This window comes from Chryseobacterium sp. ERMR1:04 (assembly GCF_001297705.1).
GTDB lineage: Bacteria > Bacteroidota > Bacteroidia > Flavobacteriales > Weeksellaceae > Chryseobacterium.
In genome coordinates this window covers 308,255-331,245 of record NZ_LIRF01000008.1, presented here as the reverse complement: position 1 = coordinate 331,245, position 22,991 = coordinate 308,255, and the positions used below count along the sequence as shown (strand labels likewise).

Here is a 22,991-nt window from a genome sequence, read left to right as displayed (position 1 = left end):
ATGTATTTTTGCCCTACAAAAGCAGATAATGAAGTACATACTTTTTATAATATTTTTTCTCGGGTTTATTTCTAAGGCTCAGGTTGTCAATAAAACAGACTCAAATAAACTTGAAAACAAAAAAGATGATGATACCTTAGTGATAGACTCCGGTAAAAAAGATTCTTTAAAAATATTTAAGCCAACGATTAAGGATTATCTGTATCAGACGCAGTTTTCTGAAAAGAAAGTATTTGATACGGTGATGACTTTTGATAAAACGAATATATATTCACAGTATAATAACAAAGATAATTTTGGGAGAGTACAGGTTGCTAACATAGGAGCGGGGTTTAATCCGTTGTCTTATGAAGTAAATGCAGAACAGAATCTAGCGTTGTTACCGGAGAATAAATCGTACGGAATTATTGGTGTTAATGATGTCCATTATTACGATGTAAAAACACCGACTGCTACTTTTGTATATCATAATGCAATGAAAAATGGAGCTGCGTTGAGATCAACATATACTCAGAATATCGGTAAGAGATTCAACTTTGCTTTAGAGTATATGGGATTGCGTTCTCAGGGAATGTATAGAAACTCTTTGGCTGCTAATAACAATACCTTATTTTCGGGACACTATATTTCTAAAAGTGGAAACTATGAATTATTTGCCCACTACCTACACCAAAATGTAAACAATCAGGAGAGTGGTGGAATTGTAGACGATGATCTTTTCCAAAGCGGAAGCAGCGATTATAGCAATAAGCAAAATGCTCAGGTTAACTTAGCGTCTTCAAACTCGCAATATGCGTATAGAAGATATTATTTAAGCCATCAATTTTCCCCTTTTAATCCTGAAAAATATCCTTTTAGAATAAGACACACTATTTCTCATCAGGGAAATAAATATTACTATACGCAAGGCGCTATAGAGCCTTATTGGAAGGCTGTTCCACAAGAGATCGTTGCAGGTTTTCCTCTTTCAACAAAAAAATATTCTGAGAATTTAAGCAATACCGTTAGTTTGGTTTGGGATAACGAAAAGTTCAAGCTTGATGCTGGGGTACGTTACCAAATGTTGAAATTTGGCGCAACTGCTATTACATTGCCTATTTTAGAAATCCCTAATGAGATTAAGGAAAGTAGAATTGGAGCAGTAGGAAATCTTCAGGTGAAACTTTTAGATAAGATACAGTTGAATTCATTTCTTGAATTTTCAAATGGGAGCCAATTTGGAACCTATTTAAAAACAACTAATAATCTTAAGTTTGAACCGATAAAAGATTATTTTGTAAATGCTAAAGTTAATTTCCAAAGTGTATATCCGTCATTTAACTACCTTTTAAATACATCGAATTATAATAATTTTAATTATTATCTTCAGAATGCAAAAAATCAGTCGATCACTGAAATTGGCGGAAATGTAAATTTAAAATGGTTCAAAACCGAACTGTTTGTAAACTATTTCAGAATTGATAATTATACATATTTCGATCAGTTTGCGATGCCAAAACAAAGTGATACCTCGCTGAATATTTCCCAAATAGGAGGGGATGCAACATTTAGTTATGGAGATTTTCATTTGAATACAAGATTGCAGTTTCAAAATGCTTTAACAAATAAAGAATTACTTCCGATGCCAAGTTTTATTGGTAGAGCAAATTTCTTTTATCAGTCTAAAGCTTTCAAAGATGCTGCAGAAATTCAGGCGGGGATCAAAGTATATTACTTCTCAAAATTCGCTTCAAGAGATTATTTTCCGATATTGAACGAATATATTTTACCTAATTCTAGTTCATTCTCGATTGGTGGACAGCCAATTGCAGATGTCTATATTAATATGAAGGTTAAAAAAATGTTCTTTTATGTTGAAGGTCAGCAAATAGGAACGGTTATTTCACATAATAAAGCCTACGCATTTCCACATTATCCGGTTTATGATTTTAGACTGAATCTTGGGATTGTTTGGTATATGTTCAACTAATATTATACAATCAAAAGTTGAAAACAATTAATAAAATATCATTTAACGATATAGAAAGCATACCTCAATTGATCAAAGATTTTTTGAGTCATAAAATTGAAGGATTCGAAGAAAATACATTTTCTTTTGATAATTTTAAAAAGCAGATTCACTTAAAACAGGAATCTTTTACGCAAGATCAAAGAGAGGTTTTATTTGATGCGCTGGAGGAACAACTTAAGGATCTTAAAATATCATCAAAGCAAAAAGAGAATGTAGATCATTTAAAACAGCCCAATACATTTACGATCACAACTGGTCATCAGTTAAATTTATTTTCCGGGCCTGTTTTCTTTGTATATAAAATTTTGCAGACGATTAAAACCTGCACTTATTTAAAAGAAAACTTTCCTGATTTTAATTTTGTTCCTGTCTATTGGATGGCTTCGGAAGATCATGATTTTGCAGAGATCAATCATTTTAAAACAGACAACAATTATTACGAGATCAATGAAAAGTCTGGCGGTCCGGTTGGAAGAATCAAGATCAATGATACATTTTTTATTTCAGAGTTTGAAAAAGAATTTAAAGATTCAATTTTCGGAACTGAATTAATTTTGATGTTGAAGGAGGCTTACAAACCTGAGAATACATTAACTCAGGCTATCAAAACTTTAGTTAACAGGCTTTTTTCAGATCTAGGTTTGTTGATTGTTGATGGAGATTCTAAAGAGCTTAAAACACAGATCAAAGATGTTTTTAAAGATGAACTTCTGAATTTTAGTTTACATGAAACATCAAAAGATAAAGTAGATTTTCTAACAGAAAAATACGGCAAAGTTCAGGTGAATCCACGTGAGATTAACTTGTTTTATTTTTCAGAAACAAGAGATCGAATTGAGTTTGATGGTCAGAAATATATTGTTGTAGATAAAAATATTCAGTTTACTCAGGAAGAAATCTTGAATGAATTGGAAAATAATCCTGAGAAATTCAGTCCAAATGCATTAATGCGTCCGGTGTATCAGGAAAAGGTTTTACCGAATTTAGCCTATATCGGAGGAAATGCTGAAATCATGTATTGGTTGGAATTGAAAGATTATTTCACGAAAATCAATATTCCGTTTCCGGTTTTAATTCCAAGAAATTCAATGTTGTTTTTAAAGGAAAAAACGGTTGCTAAAATTGGAAAATTAGATTTGAAAATTGAAGATTTTTTCCAAAACTTTACAACAATTACCAATAACAAAATTTTAAGTAATAATGCGATTCTGGAATTATTAGAAAAGAAAGAACAGATCTTAACAAATAATTTTTCTGAATTAAAAGTTATTGCTGAAACTACTGAAAAGTCCTTTGGCAATATGGTAAAGGCTGAAGAAGTGAGGCAAATGAAATCTTTTGCAAGAATGAAAAAACGTCTCCTTCATGCTGAAAAGATTAAACAAAGTGAATTGTTAGAAAGACTGGAAAATCTATTTTTAGATGTACATCCTTCTAAGACCTGGCAAGAAAGAGTTTATAATTTTAGCGTATTTTTCGCAGATTATGGATATTCGTGGCTTGAAACTTGTTTGGAAGAAATGGTGGTTCAAGATTCAAAATTAATAATTGTTGCCATTTAATTTTAAAGGAGTATTTTTGTAAATTATAATTATCGACTATGATAAAGAGGTTTTTTATTCTATCCAGTTTATGTATGTTTTTGGGCATGTCTGCTCAGAAATCTCACACCGTTGTAAAAGGAGATAATCCTTATAACATTGCAAAAAAATACGGGATAACTGTGGACGAATTGCTAAAACTAAACCCAAAGTTTAAAGACGGAAAGCTGGCAATTGGCGATATTCTTACGGTTAAAGCAGATAAAACAGCTACAGCTATACCTTCAGTTCCTAAAACAACGGTGGCGGTAGTAGAAAAAGCTAAACCCAATGCACACTTAGGTAAAATTATTTTACAGCCTAAGCAGACTATTTACGGAATTACAAAACAATACCGTATCTCAGAAACTGATTTGAGAAAATTAAATCCTGAATTGGATTCTCACATGAAGATCGGGGATGAGATCATATTACCGCTTGACAGTGTTAAGAAATATGGTGGTGAGCAGGCACAAGTTGCCATTACAACGCCCGCAGCTACAAAACCTGTAGAAACTGTTGTTGAGACTCCGGTATCAACGTCTGCTGGTAATGAATTGTATGTTGTTCAGGCAAAAGATAATTATTACAGAATTGCAAGACAGTTTAATGTTACCAAAGAAGAGCTTTTTGCTTTAAATCCAGGATTGGAAGAAAAAGGGTTGAAACCTGGTGAGTCTATTAAAGTTAAAAAATCAAATAACAATACCTCAGTTTCTGAACCGGTTGCGAATACAAAAACAACGATGGATTCAGGAAATGAAAAACCTTCTGTAAGTTCATCAAATACCAGCACAGCTTCTTCAGACGAATATGTGACGTATACAGTGATGCAGGGAGATACAGTTTTCTCTATTGTTAATAAATTCGGAGTATCTATTGATGAGCTTATTGCACTGAATCCCGATTTATCTCATGGGTTAAAAACAGGAATGATTTTAAAGATCAAGAAACTTGATCCGGCTTATATCAAGAAAAGCGGTGATGCTTTAAGCGTTGTATTGATGCTTCCTTTCGGATACAGCACCAACGAAACTCAATACAGAGGAATGGCTATGGATTTCCTTACAGGAGCGAAAGTAGCAATTGAAAGAAATGCTAGAAACGGTCAGAAATTAGATATTAAGATTGTAGATTCTGGTAATGAAGCTTCATTCAGAAATTCATTAACACAGATTAATCCTAACAATACAGATTTAATCATTGGGCCATTCTTCAAGTCGAATGTTATTGATGTTTTAGATTTTACTAAAAATCAAAAAATTCCGATTGTTGCGCCATTTGCCAATTCACCGGAATTATACAACTACAGCAATTTGATTATTGTTGAAACGAATGATCAGACATACGCAGATAAGATCATTGAAGAAGTAAAAGGAGCTTATTCTGATCAAAAAATTTATATTGTTGCAGATAGCAAAAAAGAAAATGCAAACTATATTAAAGGAGGTCTTGAAAAAGCACTTAAGAATCCTAATGTAACGATTGTAAATTCTCCGGCTGATATTCAGGTTGACCAAAATATGATGACAGGACAATCTGCTCCGGTTATTACTATCTTAGCGAATGATAATGATGCTTTGGGGGATGCTTTTGCAAATAAAGTAATTGCTTTGTCTAAAGAAGTTCAGGGCGTGAAAGCTTTCAGTATGTATTATTCTCCAATTTTTGAAAAGAAAGTGGACGAATTGAGCCAAGCTAATTTGGTGTATTTAATGGATAGAAAGATTAATGCTGATGGTGGTTTCGAAAAAGAAATTCTAGCAGCATATAAAAATAAATATTGTAAAACGCCTCCTAAATATGCAATCGTAGGTTTCGATGTCGTAAATGACATGTTAACCAGAGAAAACAAAAAAGGAGAAATTTTCAAGCAAATGAATAAAGTTCAGACTCAGTTGGCTACCAAATTTGAGTTTGTAAAATCTAAAGCAAACGGAGCATATGTAAATACAGGTTATCGTGTGATTAGATTGGTTCCATAAATGATTTGGATCAGTTTAAAGAAAAACGTTAACATTATATTTATATTTGCATAATATTTTAAATCAATACATGAAAGCACTTGTATTTCCTGGGCAGGGTTCTCAGTTCGTAGGAATGGGAAAAGAATTGTATGATTCTAGAAAAGATATAAAAGATCTGATGGAATCTGCCAACGAAATTTTAGGGTTCGATATCCTTTCCATTATGTTTAATGGGGCAGATGAAGACCTTAAAAAAACAGAGGTTACCCAACCTTCAATTTTTATACATTCTGTTGCTGCGCTTAAAGCAGTGAACGGTCTTGGAGCTGAAATGGTTGCAGGGCATTCTTTAGGAGAATTTTCAGCATTAGTTGCCAATGGAGTTTTATCTTTTGATGACGGTCTGAAATTAGTTTCTGAAAGAGCAAAAGCAATGCAGGATGCTTGCAATGCTAACCCAAGTTCTATGGCAGCAATTTTAGGATTAGAAGATGCTAGAGTTGAAGAAATCTGTGCACAAATCAGCGGAATTGTTGTTCCTGCAAATTACAACTGTCCCGGACAATTGGTAATTTCTGGTGAAACGGCAGCGGTTGAAGAGGCTTGTGCAAAACTAAAAGAGGCGGGAGCTAAAAGAGCTTTATTGTTACCTGTGAATGGAGCATTCCATTCTCCATTGATGCAGCCGGCACAAGAAAGACTGGCAGCAGCAATTGAAAAAACAAAATTTAGAAAAGCTACAATTCCTGTTTATCAGAATATCACCACCACAGCGATAACTAATCCTGAGGAGATCAAACAAAATTTGATTGCGCAATTAACAGGCCCAGTAAAATGGACACAGTCTGTTCAAAATATGATTAAAGATGGTGCAACAAACTTCATTGAAGTTGGACCAGGAAAAACACTTCAAGGATTGATCAAGAAAATTGACAATTCTGTAGATGTTGCTTCTGCAATTTAATTAACAAAATATGAGCGAGATATTTTCACCGGGAAAGCTTATGCTTACTTCAGAATATTTTGCGATAGACGGAGCTCTTGTCTTAGCGGTACCCACCAAGCTAGGACAAGAGTTTTTCTTTGATGAAAAACAGGATGGGAAGACATTGATCTTCTGGGAAGCCTATCATCAAAATAAATTATGGTTAAAAGCTGTCATTGATTATAATAGCTGGCAGGTCATAGAAACCAACATTACTTCTAGTGCTGAATTTATCTTAAAAACCTTAAAAAACGTTCAGAGTCTTTCTGAAACCAAATTCAAAAGCACACATTCTTATCATTTAAAAACAAACCTTCAGTTTCCGGCCGATTATGGTCTTGGAAGTAGTTCTACGCTGATGAATAATCTTGCGGAATGGGCTGCAATAGATCCTTTTTATTTAAACTCTATCAGTTTGGGAGGAAGCGGTTATGATATTGCAGTTGCCAAAGAGAAATCGGCTGTCCTTTTTCAAAGTAAACCTGAGATCAAATATGAGAAGGTAGATTTTAATCCTTCTTTTAAAAATGAGCTTATTTTTATTCATCTCAATCAAAAGCAAGATAGCCGCGAAGGAATCAATTTTTACAAGTCAAAAACAAAGTCTCAAAAACTGGTTGATGAGTTTTCGAATCTCACAAAGAATATTTTGTTATGCAGTGAATTGGAAAATTTTTCTCAACTAATGGTGATTCATGAGCAAAAAATAGCTAATTTTCTTGAAATTCCTACAGTTAAACAAAAGTTTTTCGAAGATTGCCCTTCATTTGTGAAAAGTTTAGGTGCTTGGGGCGGAGATTTTGTCATGAGTGCCAAATTTGATGGCTTTAAGGACTATTTTTGGGGAAAAGGTTTTACTACTGTTTTTCAATGGCATGAGATAATTAATTTGTAATCAGTATTTTACAAAGAGGTTTTTTTATTTGCCAATCTGACTTATATCATTATATTTAAACCACCTTTAACAATTAATTAATATTAATTTTGTTGAACCCAAAAAAGAAATAGAAAATATAAGTAAAATGAAACACGCTAAAATCATCCAAGATTTAGAAAAATTAGGGATTAAAGGAGACTATGAAATACAATATAATCCTTCTTATGAAGAGTTATATCAAGCTGAAATTTCTCCTGAAAACCAAGGCTTTGAGAAAGCAGAGCTTACAGAATCTGGTGCGGTATCAGTAAAAACAGGAATTTTCACAGGTCGTTCTCCTAAAGATAGATACATTGTACAGGATGATGTTACAAAAGACACAATTTTCTGGGATGGTAAAGTAAACTTGCCAACTTCCCCGGAAATTTTCCAGTCTTGTAAGGAATTAGTGTTGAACCAGCTTTCAACTTCTAAGAAAATTTATGTTGTAGATGCTTTCTGTGGAACGAATGCAGATACTAGACTTAAAGTAAGATTTATTGTAGAGGTTGCATGGCAGGCGCATTTTGTTACGAATATGTTCATCCGTCCTTCTCACTACGAGTTAGAAAACTTCGGAGAACCGGATTTTACTGTAATCAACGGATCTAAAACAACAAACCCGAACTGGGAAGAGCAAGGATTAAATTCTGAGAACTTCGTAATGTTCAACCTTACTGAAAAACTTCAGATTATTGGCGGTACTTGGTACGGTGGAGAAATGAAGAAAGGAATGTTTGCCATGATGAACTATTACCTTCCATTGAAAGGGATGGCTTCTATGCATTGTTCTGCAAACGTAGGTGAAGAGGGAGATGTTGCTCTTTTCTTCGGACTTTCCGGAACAGGAAAAACTACATTATCTGCAGATCCTAAAAGATATTTGATCGGTGATGACGAACACGGTTGGGATAATAATGGAGTATTCAACTACGAAGGTGGTTGTTATGCTAAAGTTATTGACCTTTCTGAAGAAAAAGAACCGGATATTTTCAGAGCTATTAAAAGAGATGCACTTCTTGAAAACGTTGTCGTAAACAACGGAGTATCTGATTATACTGATGGATCAATCACAGAAAATACTAGAGTTTCTTATCCGATTTATCATATCAATAAAATCGTTTTACCTTCTAAAGCAGGTCACGCAAGCAAGATTGTTTATCTTTCTGCTGATGCATTCGGAGTATTGCCTCCGGTTTCTGTTTTAGATGAAAACCAAGCTCAATATCACTTCCTTTGCGGTTATACTTCAAAATTAGCCGGAACTGAAAGAGGGATTACTTCTCCTGAACCGTCATTCTCACCTGCATTTGGTGAGGCGTTCTTAACATTACACCCAACAATGTATTCTAAAACATTAATTGGTAAAATGAAAGAACACGGTGCTAAAGCTTATTTGGTAAACACAGGATGGAATGGTACCGGAAAGAGAATTTCTCTAAAAGATACAAGAGCAATTATTGATGCGATCATTGATGGTTCAATCGAAAATGCTCCTAAAACTAGAATTCCTATCATGAATTTGGAGATTCCTACTGAATTACCAAACGTTTCTGAAGGTATTTTAGATCCTAGAAATACATACAACGAAGTTGCTGAGTGGGAAGAGAAAGCAAAAGATCTTGCCTCAAGATATATCAAAAACTTTGATCAGTATTGTAATACCGAAGAAGGGAAAAAGCTTATCGCTTCCGGACCTCAATTACAACAGCAGACAACAAACTAAAAATAGAAATCCTCATCAATGCGATGAGGATTTTTTTTAATATATATCTAAGATGCTTCAACTCCGCTCTGCATGACATTCCTAATACTAATCGTTTTATTATAACGTACTTTATTAGCGATGTCATGCTGAGCGGAGTCGAAGCATTTCTTATTTTCAATCTTAATGAAATTTATTTCAAACTCAAAATCGCCAATCTATATCCATCCATTCCAAAGCCGGATAAAACAGCATCGCTATTGGCAGCTGTCACAGATTTTTGACGAAATTCTTCTCTTTTATAAATATTACTGATGTGAACTTCCACTTTTTGCTTTTGAATATTTTTTAAACAATCAGCAATTGCATAAGAATAATGCGTGTAAGCGCCAGGATTAATGACTAACGCCTCAAAATCATCCTTCTGAAGTCTGTTAATGATCTCTCCTTCAATATTCGATTGATAATATTCTAATTCATGAGAAGGGAATTCAGATTTTAAATTTTCCAAATAATCTTCCATAGAAAGTGTTCCGTAAATTTCTGGTTCTCTTGTTCCTAAAAGATTCAGGTTGGGACCGTTTACAATTAAAATTTTCATAGTATAAATTTAAAAAGTTTTTTCAATTAAGACTCAAATTTTTGATTTTAATTGGAAATCATGCTTTGTGTTATTTTTAATGATATTTCTCATATTTACAAAATCAATAATTTCCTTAAGTACTTATTTTAGTGGTTTTTAAATTTTTATTAACATAATTTTTATCAAATTATCATTAAAAATATTAAAGTCTACTTGTTTTGTAGACTATTTGTTTCTAGATTTGCAAACATATTTCGATCGGCTTATAAAGAAAGATGGAGGGAACTGACCCTGTGAAGTCTTAACAACCTGCGTTGCGCAAGGTGTTACATTCAGCCTTTAAAGGAAAAATAAGCATTTGGTTAATCGTATTTATCGATGACTTTTGCTGACTTTTCTATAAAGGGTTAGTTTTTAATATTTGATAAATAAAATTGATTATGATTGGTAAAAGTTTAATTAATTCTAAAATTTGGATTCCACCAGTTGCTGTATTTTTCTTAGGAATTGCCAGCGTACATGGTCAGGAAACAAAAAAAGATACCCTTCGCGAAAAGGAGATTGATGAAGTGGTAGTGGTAGCTTACGGAAAAGCTAAAAAAAATAGTTACACAGGTTCTGTGGCAACCATTTCAAGTGATAAAATCAACAACAGACCGGTTACGAATATTACAAAGGCTTTGGAAGGGCAGGTTGCCGGACTTCAGGCAGTGAGTGCTTCGGGACAGCCAGGATCTGTAGCATCTGTTCGTATTCGAGGAATTGGTTCTGTGAGTGCATCAAGTGAGCCGTTATACGTGGTAGACGGACTTCCTTTTGATGGAAACCTGAATACAATCAGCCCGAATGATATTGAATCAATCAGTGTATTGAAAGATGCTACAGCAAGCTCTTTGTATGGTTCAAGAGGTGCAAACGGAGTGATTATCATTACAACCAAATCCGGTAAAAAAGGAGAGTCGCGTATTAATTTTAATATGAGTCAGGGATTCTCTTCAAGAGCTGTGAAAGACTATAAGCAGGTAACAACAGATCAATATTTTGAATTGTATTGGGAAGCGTTGAGAAATGGTTTTGTTGCCAATCAAATTGCTTCGCAACAGGCTGCCCAAATGGCAAGTGATGCTTTAATTTCAGGAAGCAATGGCTTAGGAATTAATCCTTACGGATCCAATTTTGCAAAACCTGTAGGAACAGACGGAAAATTGTTACCCGGTGCAAAAGCTTTATGGGATGATAATTGGGCGAATGTTCTTCAAAGAACTGCGGCAAGAAATCAAGTAGATTTAGATTTCAGTGGTGGAAGTGATAAAAGTAATTATTATTTCTCATTAGGCTATTTGGATGATAAAGGAGTTGCTATTGAATCAGGCTTTAAAAAATACAGCACGAGATTAAAATTAAATTCTGAAGTTAAAAAATGGTTGAATGTTGGTGCCAACTTAAGTTACACCAACAGCATACAACAGGCTCCACCTTCATCAGATTCAAGTTCGGATAATATTATTAATGTGGGACGTAGTATTCCTTCATTTTATCCTTATTACGAAAGAAACGGAGATGGAAGTTATAGGCTGGATGCAAATGGAAATAATATTTATGACTTTGGAAAATACAGGCCGTCCAATGCTTTACAAAATCAGAATTTAGCAGCAACATTGCCTTTAGATAAAAACGAAAACAAAGAAGATAACTTTTCTGGGAAAGGATTTCTAGATTTTACATTTTTACCTGAACTAAAATTTAAGTCGAGCTTTTCTGTTGATTTGGTGAACTATAACGGTCATTATTATACAAACCCATTATTGGGACAGGGAACGGAGATTGGGGGTTCAGTAACAAGAACTAATTCCAGAACACTTTCTTATACAACAAGTAATATTTTAACGTATGATAAAAAATTCGGTCAGCATCATATTAACCTTTTGGCTGGTCAGGAATTTTATAAGTACGATTATCAGACAATTTCAGGAAACAGAAGTCAGTTTTCTCTTCCGTATTACTATGAGCCGGATGCTGCAGCCTTGTTAGGAGGATTTAGTGGAAATAGTGATAAAGTAAGTTTATTAAGTTTCTTAGGCAAAGTAGAGTATGATTATGCCAATAAATATTTCGTTTCAGGATCAGTAAGATCTGACGGTTCTTCAAGATTTGCACCCGAAAACAGATGGGGAACCTTCTGGTCAGTAGGAGGATCTTGGAAAGCATCGAATGAAAATTTCATTAAAGATTTAAATTTCTTCAATCAATTGACGCTTCGTGCAAGTTACGGTGGACAGGGAAATGATAAAATCATGAAAGGTAGCCAAAGTATTTACTATGCTTATCAGAGTTTATACACGTTCTATAATAATTTAGGAGAACCGGGAACGGTGGCAAGCAAACTTCCGACGCCCGAGTTGAAATGGGAAACCAATCTTAACCTAAATTTAGGATTAGAATTCGCTATTCTTAACAATAGGGTTAAAGGAAATGTAGAATATTTTGAACGTAAAAGTCAGGATCTTTTATTTGACACGCCTATGGCTCCATCTCTAGGATTTAGTAGCTTTCAGGCTAATATCGGGACATTAAAAAATACAGGTTTTGAATTTTCATTGTTTACAACCCCAATTAAAACAGAAGATTTTGAATGGAATGTTGATGTGAATTTAAGCACATTAAATAATAAAATAACAAAATTACCCAAAGCGTCAATCATTAGCGGAACAAAGCTGTTAACAGAAGGAGGTTCTGTATATGATTTCTATCTTCCGACTTGGGTGGGTGTAGATCCTAGTAATGGTAAGGCATTGTGGAAAACCATTAAAACGGATGCAAACGGACAAACGGTAGAAGGTACAACTTCAGTAGTAGGAGAAGCAACGAGAGAACTTCAGGGTTCTGCACTTCCAAAATTAATGGGAGGGCTTACCACAAGTATTAATTATAAGAATTTTGACTTATCAGCATTATTGACTTTCAGAATAGGAGGGAAGATATTGGATACAGATTATACATCCATTATGTCAAGTGGAAGTCTTGGAGGAAGATCTTGGAGTGCAGAAATACTAAACAGATGGACGCCTGAAAATCCCAATACAGATGTTCCTGGTCTATCTACGACGCCTAATAACTGGACAAATGCATCTTCAAGATTTTTATATTCTGCAACCTATGCAAGATTGAAAAATGTGAGTATTGGTTATACGCTGCCATCAGATTACTTTGAAAAAATCGGATTGAAAAAATTCAGAATCTATCTGCAGGGAGAAAACCTTCTGACCTTCTACAAACATAAAGGAATGGACCCTGAGCAAGCATTGGATGGAACTACTTACTATAGATATCCTGCAATGAGAACAATAACTTTTGGAATTCAGGCGACTCTTTAATCTCTTTAAAATTTAAACAATGAAAAAATTAAAATATATATCCTTTGCTTTTATTGCCTTGCTTTCGATTGTGAGTTGTGAAAATGATCTGGAAACGGCTCCTACCGACCAGGCGAACGAAGCTGAAATTTTTAAAACTGCGGATAATGCTGAAACAGTAATCAATGGAACGTGGGCAAAGTTTAACGATGACGGAACCAACTATGCCAACATCGGATATTCAACCGTGTTGAGAACAAGTGATGCGATGGGAAGCGATGTAGCGGTTTTGACCAATAAATATGGATTTCCCGGCGCGTATGCTTTTACAGACCTAGTAAATAATACAGGAGGTCGTCCACTTTTTATCTGGAGTTTGCTGTATTCTACCATCAATAACATGAATAATGTGATTACAAAAATTGATGCTGCAGAAGGAAGTCAGGATAAGAAAAATCAGGTGAAAGGTCAGGCAAAAACATTACGTGCATTTTGTTACTTAAACTTGGCGAGTTTTTACCAGTTAAGTTATTTGAAAGATAAAACAGCATTAACGGCTCCAATTTATACGGAACCTACCACCACGAATTCAAAGCCTAATAAAAGAGCGAGTTTAGAGGAAATCTATACGTTGATTAAAAGTGATTTAACGGATGCTGACCAATTATTGCAAAATTATACCCGAAACAATAAAGATAAAATTGATAGATCGGTAGTGAATGGATTATTGGCAAGAACCTATTTGAACACCGGAGATTGGACGAAAGCTGCTGCCGCTGCCAAGGTTGCCAGAAATGGATATGCTTTAATGACTTCTGAAAAGTACAAAGACGGATTTAATGACATCAGCAATGGAGAATGGATCTGGGGACATGGCCAGACACAAGAGCAGTCAAGTGAAAGTTATGCATTCCACTTTTTAGATGTTTCGTCTTCGGGAAGTTATTATTACAGTTTCATGGCTGACCCGTACTTTAAAAATCTGTTTGACACCAATGATATCAGATATTCTTTATTCTCATGGGATGGACAGCCGGGAAGAGAAGGGCTTTTGAGATATGCTAAGTTTAAATTTAAAGCCAATCTGATTGCAGATATTGTCTACATGAGAGCTGCTGAAATGTATTTAATTGAAGCTGAAGCTGACGCCAGAAACGGAAATATTACGAATGCAGTGACAGTATTAAATCAATTAAAATCAGCAAGAAACGCCAATCAATACAACGGATCTTTAGCGCAGAATGATGTGATTAAAGAAGTTTTGATTGAGAGAAGAAAAGAATTATTTGGGGAAGGTTTCTCTTTGTCTGATATCATCAGAACCCAAGGAACGGTGGCTAGAAAACCTTATGCCAATGCAGATGGGTCATCCATTCCGGTTCAGATTACAACTCCAGCTGGGGTCGTAAAAACGGTTAATGGAAGAGGACACACCATTTATGCTTTCCCAGACCAGACTTCTTTTGCTCCGAATAGTAAGTATTATTTGTTTTCTATTCCACAGAAGGAGGTGGAGAATAACCCGAATTTGTAGTATTTTTATACTTGAAATAATATAAGCAATATATTACTAAGTAAAACTCCCTTGATCAATTCAAGGGAGTTTTTTGTTGCCTTAAAGTAGCTTATTTTGGGTAATATATTTATTGAATGATGGACAAGGAGGAATTTGTGCCGCTGTTATAAAAAGTATTTTCCTGGATTGACTTATTAAGAGAAACGGATACGAGTGTGACGCTCGCGAGCAAAAAAGTGGAAGTGACCATTAACGGTTACTTTTCTTCTTCTTCATAGCAACCTAGCTCATAAGTGTATTTTTCAAAATCTTCTTTTAGTAATTCTTTTAAAAAAGGTTTTAATTTTTGAACTTGTAGCTTTGTCAAATTATATTGATCATAAATTTCATCCTCATAATCTTCTTCATTAAGAATCAAATCATCTAACTCTTTTAGTAGCTGTGTTGATGTAATATCTAATTTATATTCCTTATGAAGAATTTCTTCTTTTTTACTAAATTCTTCGATAGCTCTTACACGTTTCATAACTCTATTTTTTGATTTTGATAAGTAGATTGTTGATTCATTTGCATTATAGGAGTCATCAAAAAAGGTGTAACTCTGCTTGCTGCCCAATCTAAAAGTTTTAACCCTCCATAAATAATTCCGACCCCAACTCCAACTTTCATAATAGGTTCAGTTTTTCTTCCAGGTACAGGATCTTTATATACTTCTCCAGTTTTTGGATCGGCTGAGCCTAAATGTTTTCCTTTTTTATTATATATTTCAACATCTCCATGTTGTTTATCCCATTCTAATATTTTTCCATCTTGTTCGGCCACTTCCTTTATTAGGACCACTTTTTGCATCTGGGAATCCTTCTAAATCTTTTGGGGCAGGCTTATGATGCCTACTATCCCTAGCACTATCTCCTTTCTTCCCTCCATTGCCGTCTCCATCATCAGAAAAAGGAGTATCTATTTGATGCATCGCATTATTAAACCCTGCGACAAATCCCCCAATTACAGCACCCTGCCAGAAGTTTCCTCCTGTCAATTCAGAACCAACTCCTCCCGCCAAGGCACCAAAAGTAGAAGTTCCTCTATACTTCCAAATTTACCAAACTATGCCTTTGATTTGTTCTATTTTATTAATCTTCTTACAGCGTAAAAAACCATATTTGGTCTTGAAATTAAACTTTCTTAACTCATTGTTTTTCCAAATGAATTTAGAATAGAGCAAGTTTTCGTCATTGCAGTAATATTTTATTGTATAATCGCCCTTGAAAAAATTAAAAAAAATATCTTTAACATTTTCAAAATAATAATTTTCATTCAAATTAAATTGAATTTTGATCGACTCTTTTTCTAAATCTACTACTACTAAATTCTCATTAGTTTCTTTTTCTAAATGAATTAACTTGTCATTTAGGATATCATCTTTGCCCAAACTATATTTCGATGAGATAAGATGTTGACGTATTTTTTCTATATTCTCCATATTATCTAACCTTATATTTACCCCAGTCTTTAGGATTTGGAAAAATATGTTTATTAAATTTTCCTATTTTTTCAATATTAAAATGTGTTGGATATCCTCTTCCGCCACCAATTTTTGGAAGACTATGTTTCTCAAATCTAATCATAAATTTTGTAGGCTTGTCAAGGTATCCAAAACTAAATTGTCCTGCTACCTTTGTTTTATAAAAAAAATTTGCACCAGATACAAATCTATAGAATGCAGCTCCAGTAAATTCAAGAGCCGCCGCACCCAAACCTTCACTTATTGAAAGACCAGTTCCTTCGGTATGAAGTCTTAATCCGTAGGTAGAATAATCAGCAGACATATTATCACCAGCTTCAAGAACAGTTACAGATTTACTCCCAATTAATTTTCCTTTTGCATCATATAAATAATCTGTTGTATCTCCTCCCTTTTTTCCTCCTGTTGCTGTAATAGTACCATCTGCATTTCTCCTAAATTCATCATCATTATAAGTTGGTTGCATATCCTCCATATGCATCACGTGATTCAATCCGGCAACTACGCCTCCAATTAGAGCTCCTTGCCAGAAATTTCCTCCTGTCAATTCAGATCCTATTCCTCCTGATAAAGCACCAAAAGCTATTGTGCCAACAGTAGTTTTAGCGATCCCTTTAGCAGCAGCTCCAAAAGCACTTGCTCCTAAGCTTCCAAAAAAACCTCCTGCTGCTGCTGCACTTAAGAATTTATCTCCCTGTACTAATCCTAAAACCCCTTGAGATATAGCGTGGGTACCCGCTTGTATCATTGCTAATCCAACACCTCCGACAGATTCCTTGATACTAGTTCCTAGAGCGGTTAATCCTCCTACTTGCCCAGCTGCAGAAAATAAACTTCCTATTCCAAAAGTTACAGCTCCGGATGCGGCTCCTGTAAAAGTAGCTTTAAATGCCCCTAATAAATTCCATTGATCGAAGTTACCTGTTACTGCGAGGCTTAATGTATAAGCGGCTAATCCAATAGCTGCGCCAATAATAATAGCCTTTACAATGGCTGCCATAGAAATGGCAAATAATGTTACGAGTTCTTCTCCACTCGGATCAGCAAACATTAAGGGATTATTCATTACATATCCATACTTATTATAATTTTGTGTATTAGTTGGGTCCGAAATATTCTCATCTGCATTTAAGAATCTTCTTAACAGTGGATCATACAACCTTCCGTTCATATGTATAATACCTACTTCTGCAAAATGTTCGTGGCTGGTAAATCCTCTTTCTAATAATAATGCGGTTGTATCAATTATATTTTTATCTGTTATAATCGCTCCATTTCCCATTTGAAGATGAGTGAAATTACCCCAGGCGTCAAAATGCCTTTGCTCCAGCTTGTTTCCTAATTCATCACTAATGGCTAAGATACTTCCTATGTAATCTTTATGTAAAAATTTGTAAGAGCCATTGCTTTCTTCGAAATTTTTCAAATATACAATATTGCTTTCGTAAGGAGTTCCTCCAATATATAAAATATGTTTTTCTTTGCCTGTTGTATTGTCTTTTACAATTTCAAAACTTCCGTCTTCACTATAGAATTTGGTAAACTTACCATCTCCGTTTGTGCTGAAATTACCACCGTAAGTAACCCTTTGCCTCATGTTTGTGAGTCCATATTGGAAGGCTACATCTCCTTTTTCTCCATCAATGAAAATTGGATCATTATTCTCATTATATGCAATACTTTGAATTAAATCATTATTATAATTTTGAGTTCCCGCTGCATTTAATGTCATTCCTGTTGGTTGGTAAATCTTGGAAGAGTTTTCATACTTAATTTTACCTACCTGATCATTTTCCATGATTCTTCCTTTAGCATCATAGATATTTCTGTTCATTGGTTTTGCACCCGTTATAGGATCTGTCCAGCTGATTAATCTATTGTTGTCATCATAATCAAAGAGTTCTGTGATATTGAAATCACCTCCAGTCACCCTGCTTTTTAACTCATTTTTAATTCCGTCAAAGATGTAATTAAGCTGCAAAATCCCTTGCTTCACCTGAGAAGAATGATTAACCGAGGTTAAGAAACCACTACCATCATAATTATTAATAACATTTGCTGCACCTAATTTAGCTTGAAGTATTTGACCTTTTGCATTGGCGTCTTTAAGTTCCCATAAAACCTTGCCTGAATTTTTATCTTTTACCTGATAAAGTTCTCCATTCCATTCACTATAAATATTTTCAATATTTACTTTAGTAAGAACTCCCGAAGAATAAAGGCTTTTTTCATAAGATGTTACTCTTGCTTTATCGTCATAAGTAATTCCTTTCTGGATAAAATATTTACCATTGCTGTTTTCAGAAGATGATAATATTCTTCCTTGTTGATCGAAAGAAATAGTTGAACTGTATGCTTTTCCTTTAGAAGTTCCATTTTTTGATATTACCCTTCCTTTATTATCATACATATAAGAAATTATTTTATCAGTAGCCTGGCCGGCATCTACTGTAGAAATTTCTTTTTGAGTGATAAGCTGTCCTAAATTATTATATATAAATTCTTTAGTTCCTTTTGGACTGATAATTTTCTTAGGTTGTCCGAATGCATCATATTCGTATTTATATAATCCATTAGACGGATCATTAAATTCTGACTTTCTTCCCCAATTATCATATTTTGTAGTGACAATATTTTCTGCATATTGTGCTTTAATCTGTTCTCCTGCGGCATTATATGAAAATTGAATAGTTCCTCCTTTGTCGGTGGTAGAAAGTACATTTCCTGCTGCATCCGTGGTTTTAGTATTTACTCTTGCATATCCATTAACTTCTCTTACAGTGGTGGTATTACCAGAAACAAAAGTTTCTATTTGTTTACCAGTAACTGAAGAAATTTCTCCTACATTATTCAATGTGGCTAACGCAGTTGTGGTTATCTTAGCAGGGTAGAAGGTGTCGTTATAAGATATAACATTCCATTTGCTTACATTTTCACCTTCAAAATAAGGTTCACTCTCTTTCGTTTTTCTTCCTAAAATATCATATTGAATTTCCTGAGTTATAAACTGTCCTTGTTTGAATGCTTTAGTGGAAGATTTATAATCCTGACCTAATTTATTGGTGTATTTTTTTGATATATCTCCATCAGCATCATATTGGGTAACAATTACATTGAGTTGCTTATCCTTTTCATATTGATAAGTGGTCTTTCCTGCCTGATTAGTTTTAGATGTTAATATTTTACCCCAATTATCATAGGTGTTTTCGAGAATATTACCTAGAGGGTCCGTTTGGGATTTTATCTGTCCCCAGTCATTATAAATGATATTTGTTTCAAGTCCTATATTATCTGTCTTTTTTACAACAAACCTTCCTTTTGGATCGTATGCAGATGCTACAGTCTGAGTTTGAGAATCAATATTATTACTGATTATTTTCTTAGTTATATTTCCAAAGCCATCATATTCATAAGTTTCTTGTAAGTTACCAGAGTTATCTCTGTTCCAAGTTACCAGAGTTTTTAATAGATTATTATCATAAATATATTCTTCTTTTGCTGATTTTGTATCACCATATATTTGTGAAAGATCAATTTTAGATTTAGGGCGACCAATATAATACTCAGAATTTGTACCATTAGGATTGTGATAATAATCAAACGTGGAAGTTGTTACTGCATAATTATTATTAACATTTGTTATGGTCTGTAAAGGGAGATAGTAGTCTCCATAAGTAATTGTACTTACTGTAGTTGTATTGGTTAAAAACTCTTTTGATTTTGTGGATTTTGGAACAAGAGCTTTTACGATGTTAGGTTTATCCGCTGGAGTTATATTCGTAACTATTTGGCCATTTAATAACTCATCTTTATCATAACTTGTCGATTTAAAGTTTAAAAGTTCTGTATTGTTTTCAGAAATATCTGTCGGAAATATTTTGTTGTTGTCATTAGTTCTTAATGACCATTCCTTAATTGTTACTCCTTCATTTAAAGGATCTATTTCTGCACCTGACCATATCTTTGTGTTTTCGAAGCCGTCTGCATACCATGATGAACGGGCTGTTTGTCTGAAACCAATAACTCCCTTACCATGAAGGTTAACAATTAGATCTCGATATTTAAAATCCTGCTTTCTTCCTTGTTCTTTGAGTTGAGTAACCAGAAAATTTTGTGGCATATGTTCCACTTGTACATATGGATAATTCTGGATAGTAGTAGGTCGATAGAATGTAGAGGTTAGAGGATCTGTTGTATCTATTTCATTGTATTTAATTTCAGTTTTTATGCCTCCCTGATTAATAGCAAGAATTCGCTCTCTGCTCTTTATGTCATAATAAGTATAACGGTATAGATGATTGGCTACTTTCACGAAAAAAATATTTTCTTCTTTATTAATTCGTAATGAGAGGTTCATAGGCATCCAATGATCACCAATCTCTGAATACATACTCCAAGGATCTTCATTATATTTTGTTGAAAATGAAATATTTCCATTAGCATCTGTACCCATTGATTCTAAAATCTGAAAACCTCTTCTTGAATCTATGTCTTTACAGCATTTATGAGCTTTAAATATCTGGGATTCAAAACGGACTAAATCACTTTTCCCATCTCCATTAAGGTCTTTTGCAAAATGCCAAACAGCAAGCTGTCTTTTATAAGTATTATCAACTATTTTTGGCTCTTTAATGTAGTATGAAAAATTGTTAAGATTCTGCTCCCTGAAATTAAAGGATTGCCCCGCAGGAAGTGTTTTTCCTTGGTTAATATATAATTTCCAATCAGATGTTTCAATACCTTGAGGTACCATGAAGTCCATTTTATTGTCTCCATTAAAATCTCCAAAAACGACCCCAGAACTTTCACCACTAAAAAATATGTAATTAGTTCGAATTTCATATTTACCAGCGTTGTTTACTACAAAAAAATTATTATTTACCCAATTTGAAGTAACTTCAACTAAATTTTCTTTTCCGTCTCCATCAAAATCCATTGCATATCCAACTTTTAATAGATCTCTAGGTCCAGAACCTACCCAATATGCATCATTTTCACTAGTATTAGGGTTTACGATATAAAAATCAAATTCTGTATAAGATTGCATAGTGGGGCGAGGTGGGGCAGGAAGCCCTGAATCCAAAATATTTGGGTCGGTAATTGGGCCTGTATATGGTACAATTGTCGTAATACTTTCCACTGAAAATAATACCTCAGAAAGGCCATCTCCATTAGCGTCTACATCTCTAAACTCTCTTATATAAGATTTTGTAGATATGTATGGGTCTGTAGGGTTTTCCCGAGGTCTTGTATATGTTTTATCATACAGTGATGATGGAACATTTTTAGATTGATTAAGAATGTATTTATCATTTTCAAAAATATACTTATCAAATTTTATTTGGGTTGCTTCATTTTTGTGCTGATAAAGCGATTTAATAGGTCGCATTTTAGCATTGCTTAATGTAGAATTAATTGCTAAGGAACCTGCTAAATTGGCATCAGAAACTTTTACGGTGTTTCCTCCAAAAAAATTATTATAAGTAATATATGTACCAGCAATTGTAGCTTCAATGTAATCACCTTCTCTGTCACAATGTCCATAATCATCGTAACTTATACATTCATAATATCCTTGACTGGCAGAGTGATAATATAATAAATCTAAATATCCATCTCCATCGAAGTCAGATATGTTTTTATTATCTAAATTTAAATTGTTAGAAAGCTCCGAACTTTTAATGGTAGATGCATCCTTACTTCGCTCAAACCTTATGGGAGTTGCGGCATCATTTTCAGCATTGTACTCAGTTATATTATCTACAAATTGATAATTTGTATTATTGTTAATGTATTTGACTTCATACCTTTTAAACTGGGAACTATTAGATTTTACAATAATCTCATTGAGAAGTTTATCCTGATTATAATAGTATCCTTGATGATATGAAAGTTCTTTTGAAGTTCTTTCAATATTATAATTAAATATGATTTCATTGAAATGACTTTTATTCAAGATTTCATTGCCTCCCCATTTAATTTTTTTAATTTTTGTCACCTCCCCGCTGATTTCGGTTAAGGCTGCTATAGAGGTGTTTTTTTCGTACTCATAGGTTATGTAATTCCCTTGAGTATCCATCCATTTCATAATATTATATTCCATAGATGTTCTTCCGGTACTAGAGTGTTCAGGATCGTCAGATTGAGTGTCCCCATACCAAGCTTGTGAGCCATCTTCAAATGTTACATGAAAAAATAAAGGTCCCTGAACACCACTTTTAGTACCAATGGACTTTATTTTTATATTAGAATATTTTTCCGTTACATATTCAGCGCCGTCTTTACCATATTCTCCTGACTTTAAAATTAACCTTTGTCCATTGAAGCTGAAATAATCTGAATAGTCTAGTTTAATTTCATCAGATTTACCATCTTTTTCAATATGTTTTCCAATTCTGGAGATTGAGGTTATTCCAGAGATATTCCAACCATATCCCGCAATCCCGTTTGTGCCACCACTTGTATATACGAGGTTTACTTGAGGGGCAACACTTTTAACTCCAGGAGGTAGAGCAATGGGTAAAGTAAATTGTAACTGACCTCCTCCATTAATTTCTATGTTACCTTTGGTATCATGAAATTTAATAGTGTCGGTTTTTATTGTCCCAGATGGATTATTTGCTCCCGCATTTGAATCTATTGGTCCACCTCCTGGATTTTCCGTTGCAGGACCAATCTTAGCTACAAAAGGATTTGAAGTAGTTGATGTGGCTCTAAATCCTTGTGCCAGTACCACCGTTTGTGGATCCTGAACGGTTCGTGATGTACTTTCCTGCTGGTAGAGTATGGTCTGCGAATAGCCCAATACTGAACACAGGAAAAGCATCAGTGATGAAAGAATTTTCATATTCTT

General features: G+C 34.1%; 14 protein-coding genes and 1 riboswitch. Of the genes, 8 read left to right on the top strand and 6 right to left on the bottom strand.

Annotated elements, in window-relative coordinates; genetic code table 11:
* The first annotated feature begins 28 nt into the window (after nucleotides 1–28).
* The 6 genes from AMQ68_RS18740 (at nucleotide 29) to pckA (ending at nucleotide 9,185) form a co-directional block, all read left to right on the top strand.
* On the top strand, nucleotides 29–1,969 hold the full coding sequence (locus tag AMQ68_RS18740; protein WP_054512126.1) for a putative porin: 1,941 nt from the start codon (nucleotides 29–31) through the stop codon (nucleotides 1,967–1,969).
* A gap of 17 nt (nucleotides 1,970–1,986) precedes the next feature.
* Entirely contained in the window at nucleotides 1,987–3,573 is a 1,587-nt protein-coding gene (gene bshC, locus AMQ68_RS18735; RefSeq protein WP_054512861.1) for a bacillithiol biosynthesis cysteine-adding enzyme BshC, read from the top strand.
* Between the two features lie 38 nt (nucleotides 3,574–3,611).
* Nucleotides 3,612–5,576, top strand: coding sequence for a LysM peptidoglycan-binding domain-containing protein (locus AMQ68_RS18730; protein WP_054512125.1), 1,965 nt, complete (start codon nucleotides 3,612–3,614; stop codon nucleotides 5,574–5,576).
* Nucleotides 5,577–5,646: 70 nt separating this feature from the next.
* Nucleotides 5,647–6,522: an ACP S-malonyltransferase gene (gene fabD, locus AMQ68_RS18725; RefSeq protein WP_054512124.1), complete on the top strand. Its 876-nt coding sequence runs from the start codon at nucleotides 5,647–5,649 to the stop codon at nucleotides 6,520–6,522.
* Between the two features lie 10 nt (nucleotides 6,523–6,532).
* Nucleotides 6,533–7,438, top strand: coding sequence for a GYDIA family GHMP kinase (locus AMQ68_RS18720; protein ID WP_054512123.1), 906 nt, complete (start codon nucleotides 6,533–6,535; stop codon nucleotides 7,436–7,438).
* 127 nt (nucleotides 7,439–7,565) lie between these two features.
* The gene (gene pckA, locus AMQ68_RS18715; RefSeq protein WP_054512122.1) at nucleotides 7,566–9,185 is read left to right on the top strand and encodes a phosphoenolpyruvate carboxykinase (ATP); all 1,620 of its coding nucleotides are present in this window, start codon (nucleotides 7,566–7,568) and stop codon (nucleotides 9,183–9,185) included.
* 172 nt (nucleotides 9,186–9,357) lie between these two features.
* On the opposite strand, the gene AMQ68_RS18710 is transcribed toward pckA, so the two are convergent.
* Nucleotides 9,358–9,765, bottom strand: coding sequence for a type II 3-dehydroquinate dehydratase (locus AMQ68_RS18710; RefSeq protein WP_054512121.1), 408 nt, complete (start codon nucleotides 9,763–9,765; stop codon nucleotides 9,358–9,360).
* A 242-nt stretch (nucleotides 9,766–10,007) separates the two neighbouring features.
* A riboswitch (SAM riboswitch) is annotated at nucleotides 10,008–10,104 on the top strand.
* Nucleotides 10,105–10,187: 83 nt separating this feature from the next.
* Here AMQ68_RS18710 and AMQ68_RS18705 point away from each other — a divergent pair.
* Together AMQ68_RS18705 and AMQ68_RS18700 are read left to right on the top strand one after the other, a co-directional pair.
* Nucleotides 10,188–13,121 carry a TonB-dependent receptor gene (locus tag AMQ68_RS18705; RefSeq protein ID WP_054512120.1) on the top strand — a complete coding sequence of 978 codons (2,934 nt, stop codon included), beginning with the start codon at nucleotides 10,188–10,190 and terminating at the stop codon, nucleotides 13,119–13,121.
* A 19-nt stretch (nucleotides 13,122–13,140) separates the two neighbouring features.
* Nucleotides 13,141–14,634: a RagB/SusD family nutrient uptake outer membrane protein gene (locus tag AMQ68_RS18700; protein ID WP_054512119.1), complete on the top strand. Its 1,494-nt coding sequence runs from the start codon at nucleotides 13,141–13,143 to the stop codon at nucleotides 14,632–14,634.
* Nucleotides 14,635–14,872: 238 nt separating this feature from the next.
* Here AMQ68_RS18700 and AMQ68_RS18695 read toward each other — a convergent pair whose 3' ends face one another.
* From AMQ68_RS18695 to AMQ68_RS18675, 5 genes are read right to left on the bottom strand one after another with little or no spacing between them, the layout of a single operon-like run.
* Entirely contained in the window at nucleotides 14,873–15,142 is a 270-nt protein-coding gene (locus AMQ68_RS18695) for a hypothetical protein (RefSeq protein WP_054512118.1), read from the bottom strand.
* Nucleotides 15,139–15,456, bottom strand: coding sequence for a colicin E3/pyocin S6 family cytotoxin (locus tag AMQ68_RS18690; RefSeq protein ID WP_198408892.1), 318 nt, complete (start codon nucleotides 15,454–15,456; stop codon nucleotides 15,139–15,141). The genes AMQ68_RS18695 and AMQ68_RS18690 overlap by 4 nt, the downstream gene beginning before the upstream one ends.
* Nucleotides 15,401–15,676: a hypothetical protein gene (locus tag AMQ68_RS25715; RefSeq protein WP_054512116.1), complete on the bottom strand. Its 276-nt coding sequence runs from the start codon at nucleotides 15,674–15,676 to the stop codon at nucleotides 15,401–15,403. The genes AMQ68_RS18690 and AMQ68_RS25715 overlap by 56 nt, the downstream gene beginning before the upstream one ends.
* A 36-nt stretch (nucleotides 15,677–15,712) precedes the next feature.
* Nucleotides 15,713–16,096 (bottom strand): hypothetical protein, encoded by a 384-nt coding sequence (locus AMQ68_RS18680; RefSeq protein WP_054512115.1) that lies wholly within the window; start codon nucleotides 16,094–16,096, stop codon nucleotides 15,713–15,715.
* A 1-nt stretch (nucleotide 16,097) separates the two neighbouring features.
* Entirely contained in the window at nucleotides 16,098–22,985 is a 6,888-nt protein-coding gene (locus tag AMQ68_RS18675) for an RHS repeat-associated core domain-containing protein (protein WP_054512114.1), read from the bottom strand.
* Nucleotides 22,986–22,991: the final 6 nt, after the last annotated feature.

What these genes read in the sequence shown, in the direction of transcription:
- fabD (WP_054512124.1), top strand. Translation starts at nt 5,647, where the DNA reads ATGAAAGCACTTGTATTTCCTGGGCAGGGTTCTCAGTTCGTAGGAATG.
- AMQ68_RS18705 (WP_054512120.1), top strand. Translation starts at nt 10,188, where the DNA reads ATGATTGGTAAAAGTTTAATTAATTCTAAAATTTGGATTCCACCAGTT.
- AMQ68_RS18740 (WP_054512126.1), top strand. Translation starts at nt 29, where the DNA reads ATGAAGTACATACTTTTTATAATATTTTTTCTCGGGTTTATTTCTAAG.
- AMQ68_RS18675 (WP_054512114.1), bottom strand. Translation starts at nt 22,985, where the DNA reads ATGAAAATTCTTTCATCACTGATGCTTTTCCTGTGTTCAGTATTGGGC.
- AMQ68_RS18710 (WP_054512121.1), bottom strand. Translation starts at nt 9,765, where the DNA reads ATGAAAATTTTAATTGTAAACGGTCCCAACCTGAATCTTTTAGGAACA.
- AMQ68_RS18720 (WP_054512123.1), top strand. Translation starts at nt 6,533, where the DNA reads ATGAGCGAGATATTTTCACCGGGAAAGCTTATGCTTACTTCAGAATAT.
- AMQ68_RS18695 (WP_054512118.1), bottom strand. Translation starts at nt 15,142, where the DNA reads ATGAAACGTGTAAGAGCTATCGAAGAATTTAGTAAAAAAGAAGAAATT.
- AMQ68_RS18680 (WP_054512115.1), bottom strand. Translation starts at nt 16,096, where the DNA reads ATGGAGAATATAGAAAAAATACGTCAACATCTTATCTCATCGAAATAT.
- pckA (WP_054512122.1), top strand. Translation starts at nt 7,566, where the DNA reads ATGAAACACGCTAAAATCATCCAAGATTTAGAAAAATTAGGGATTAAA.
- AMQ68_RS18700 (WP_054512119.1), top strand. Translation starts at nt 13,141, where the DNA reads ATGAAAAAATTAAAATATATATCCTTTGCTTTTATTGCCTTGCTTTCG.
- AMQ68_RS18730 (WP_054512125.1), top strand. Translation starts at nt 3,612, where the DNA reads ATGATAAAGAGGTTTTTTATTCTATCCAGTTTATGTATGTTTTTGGGC.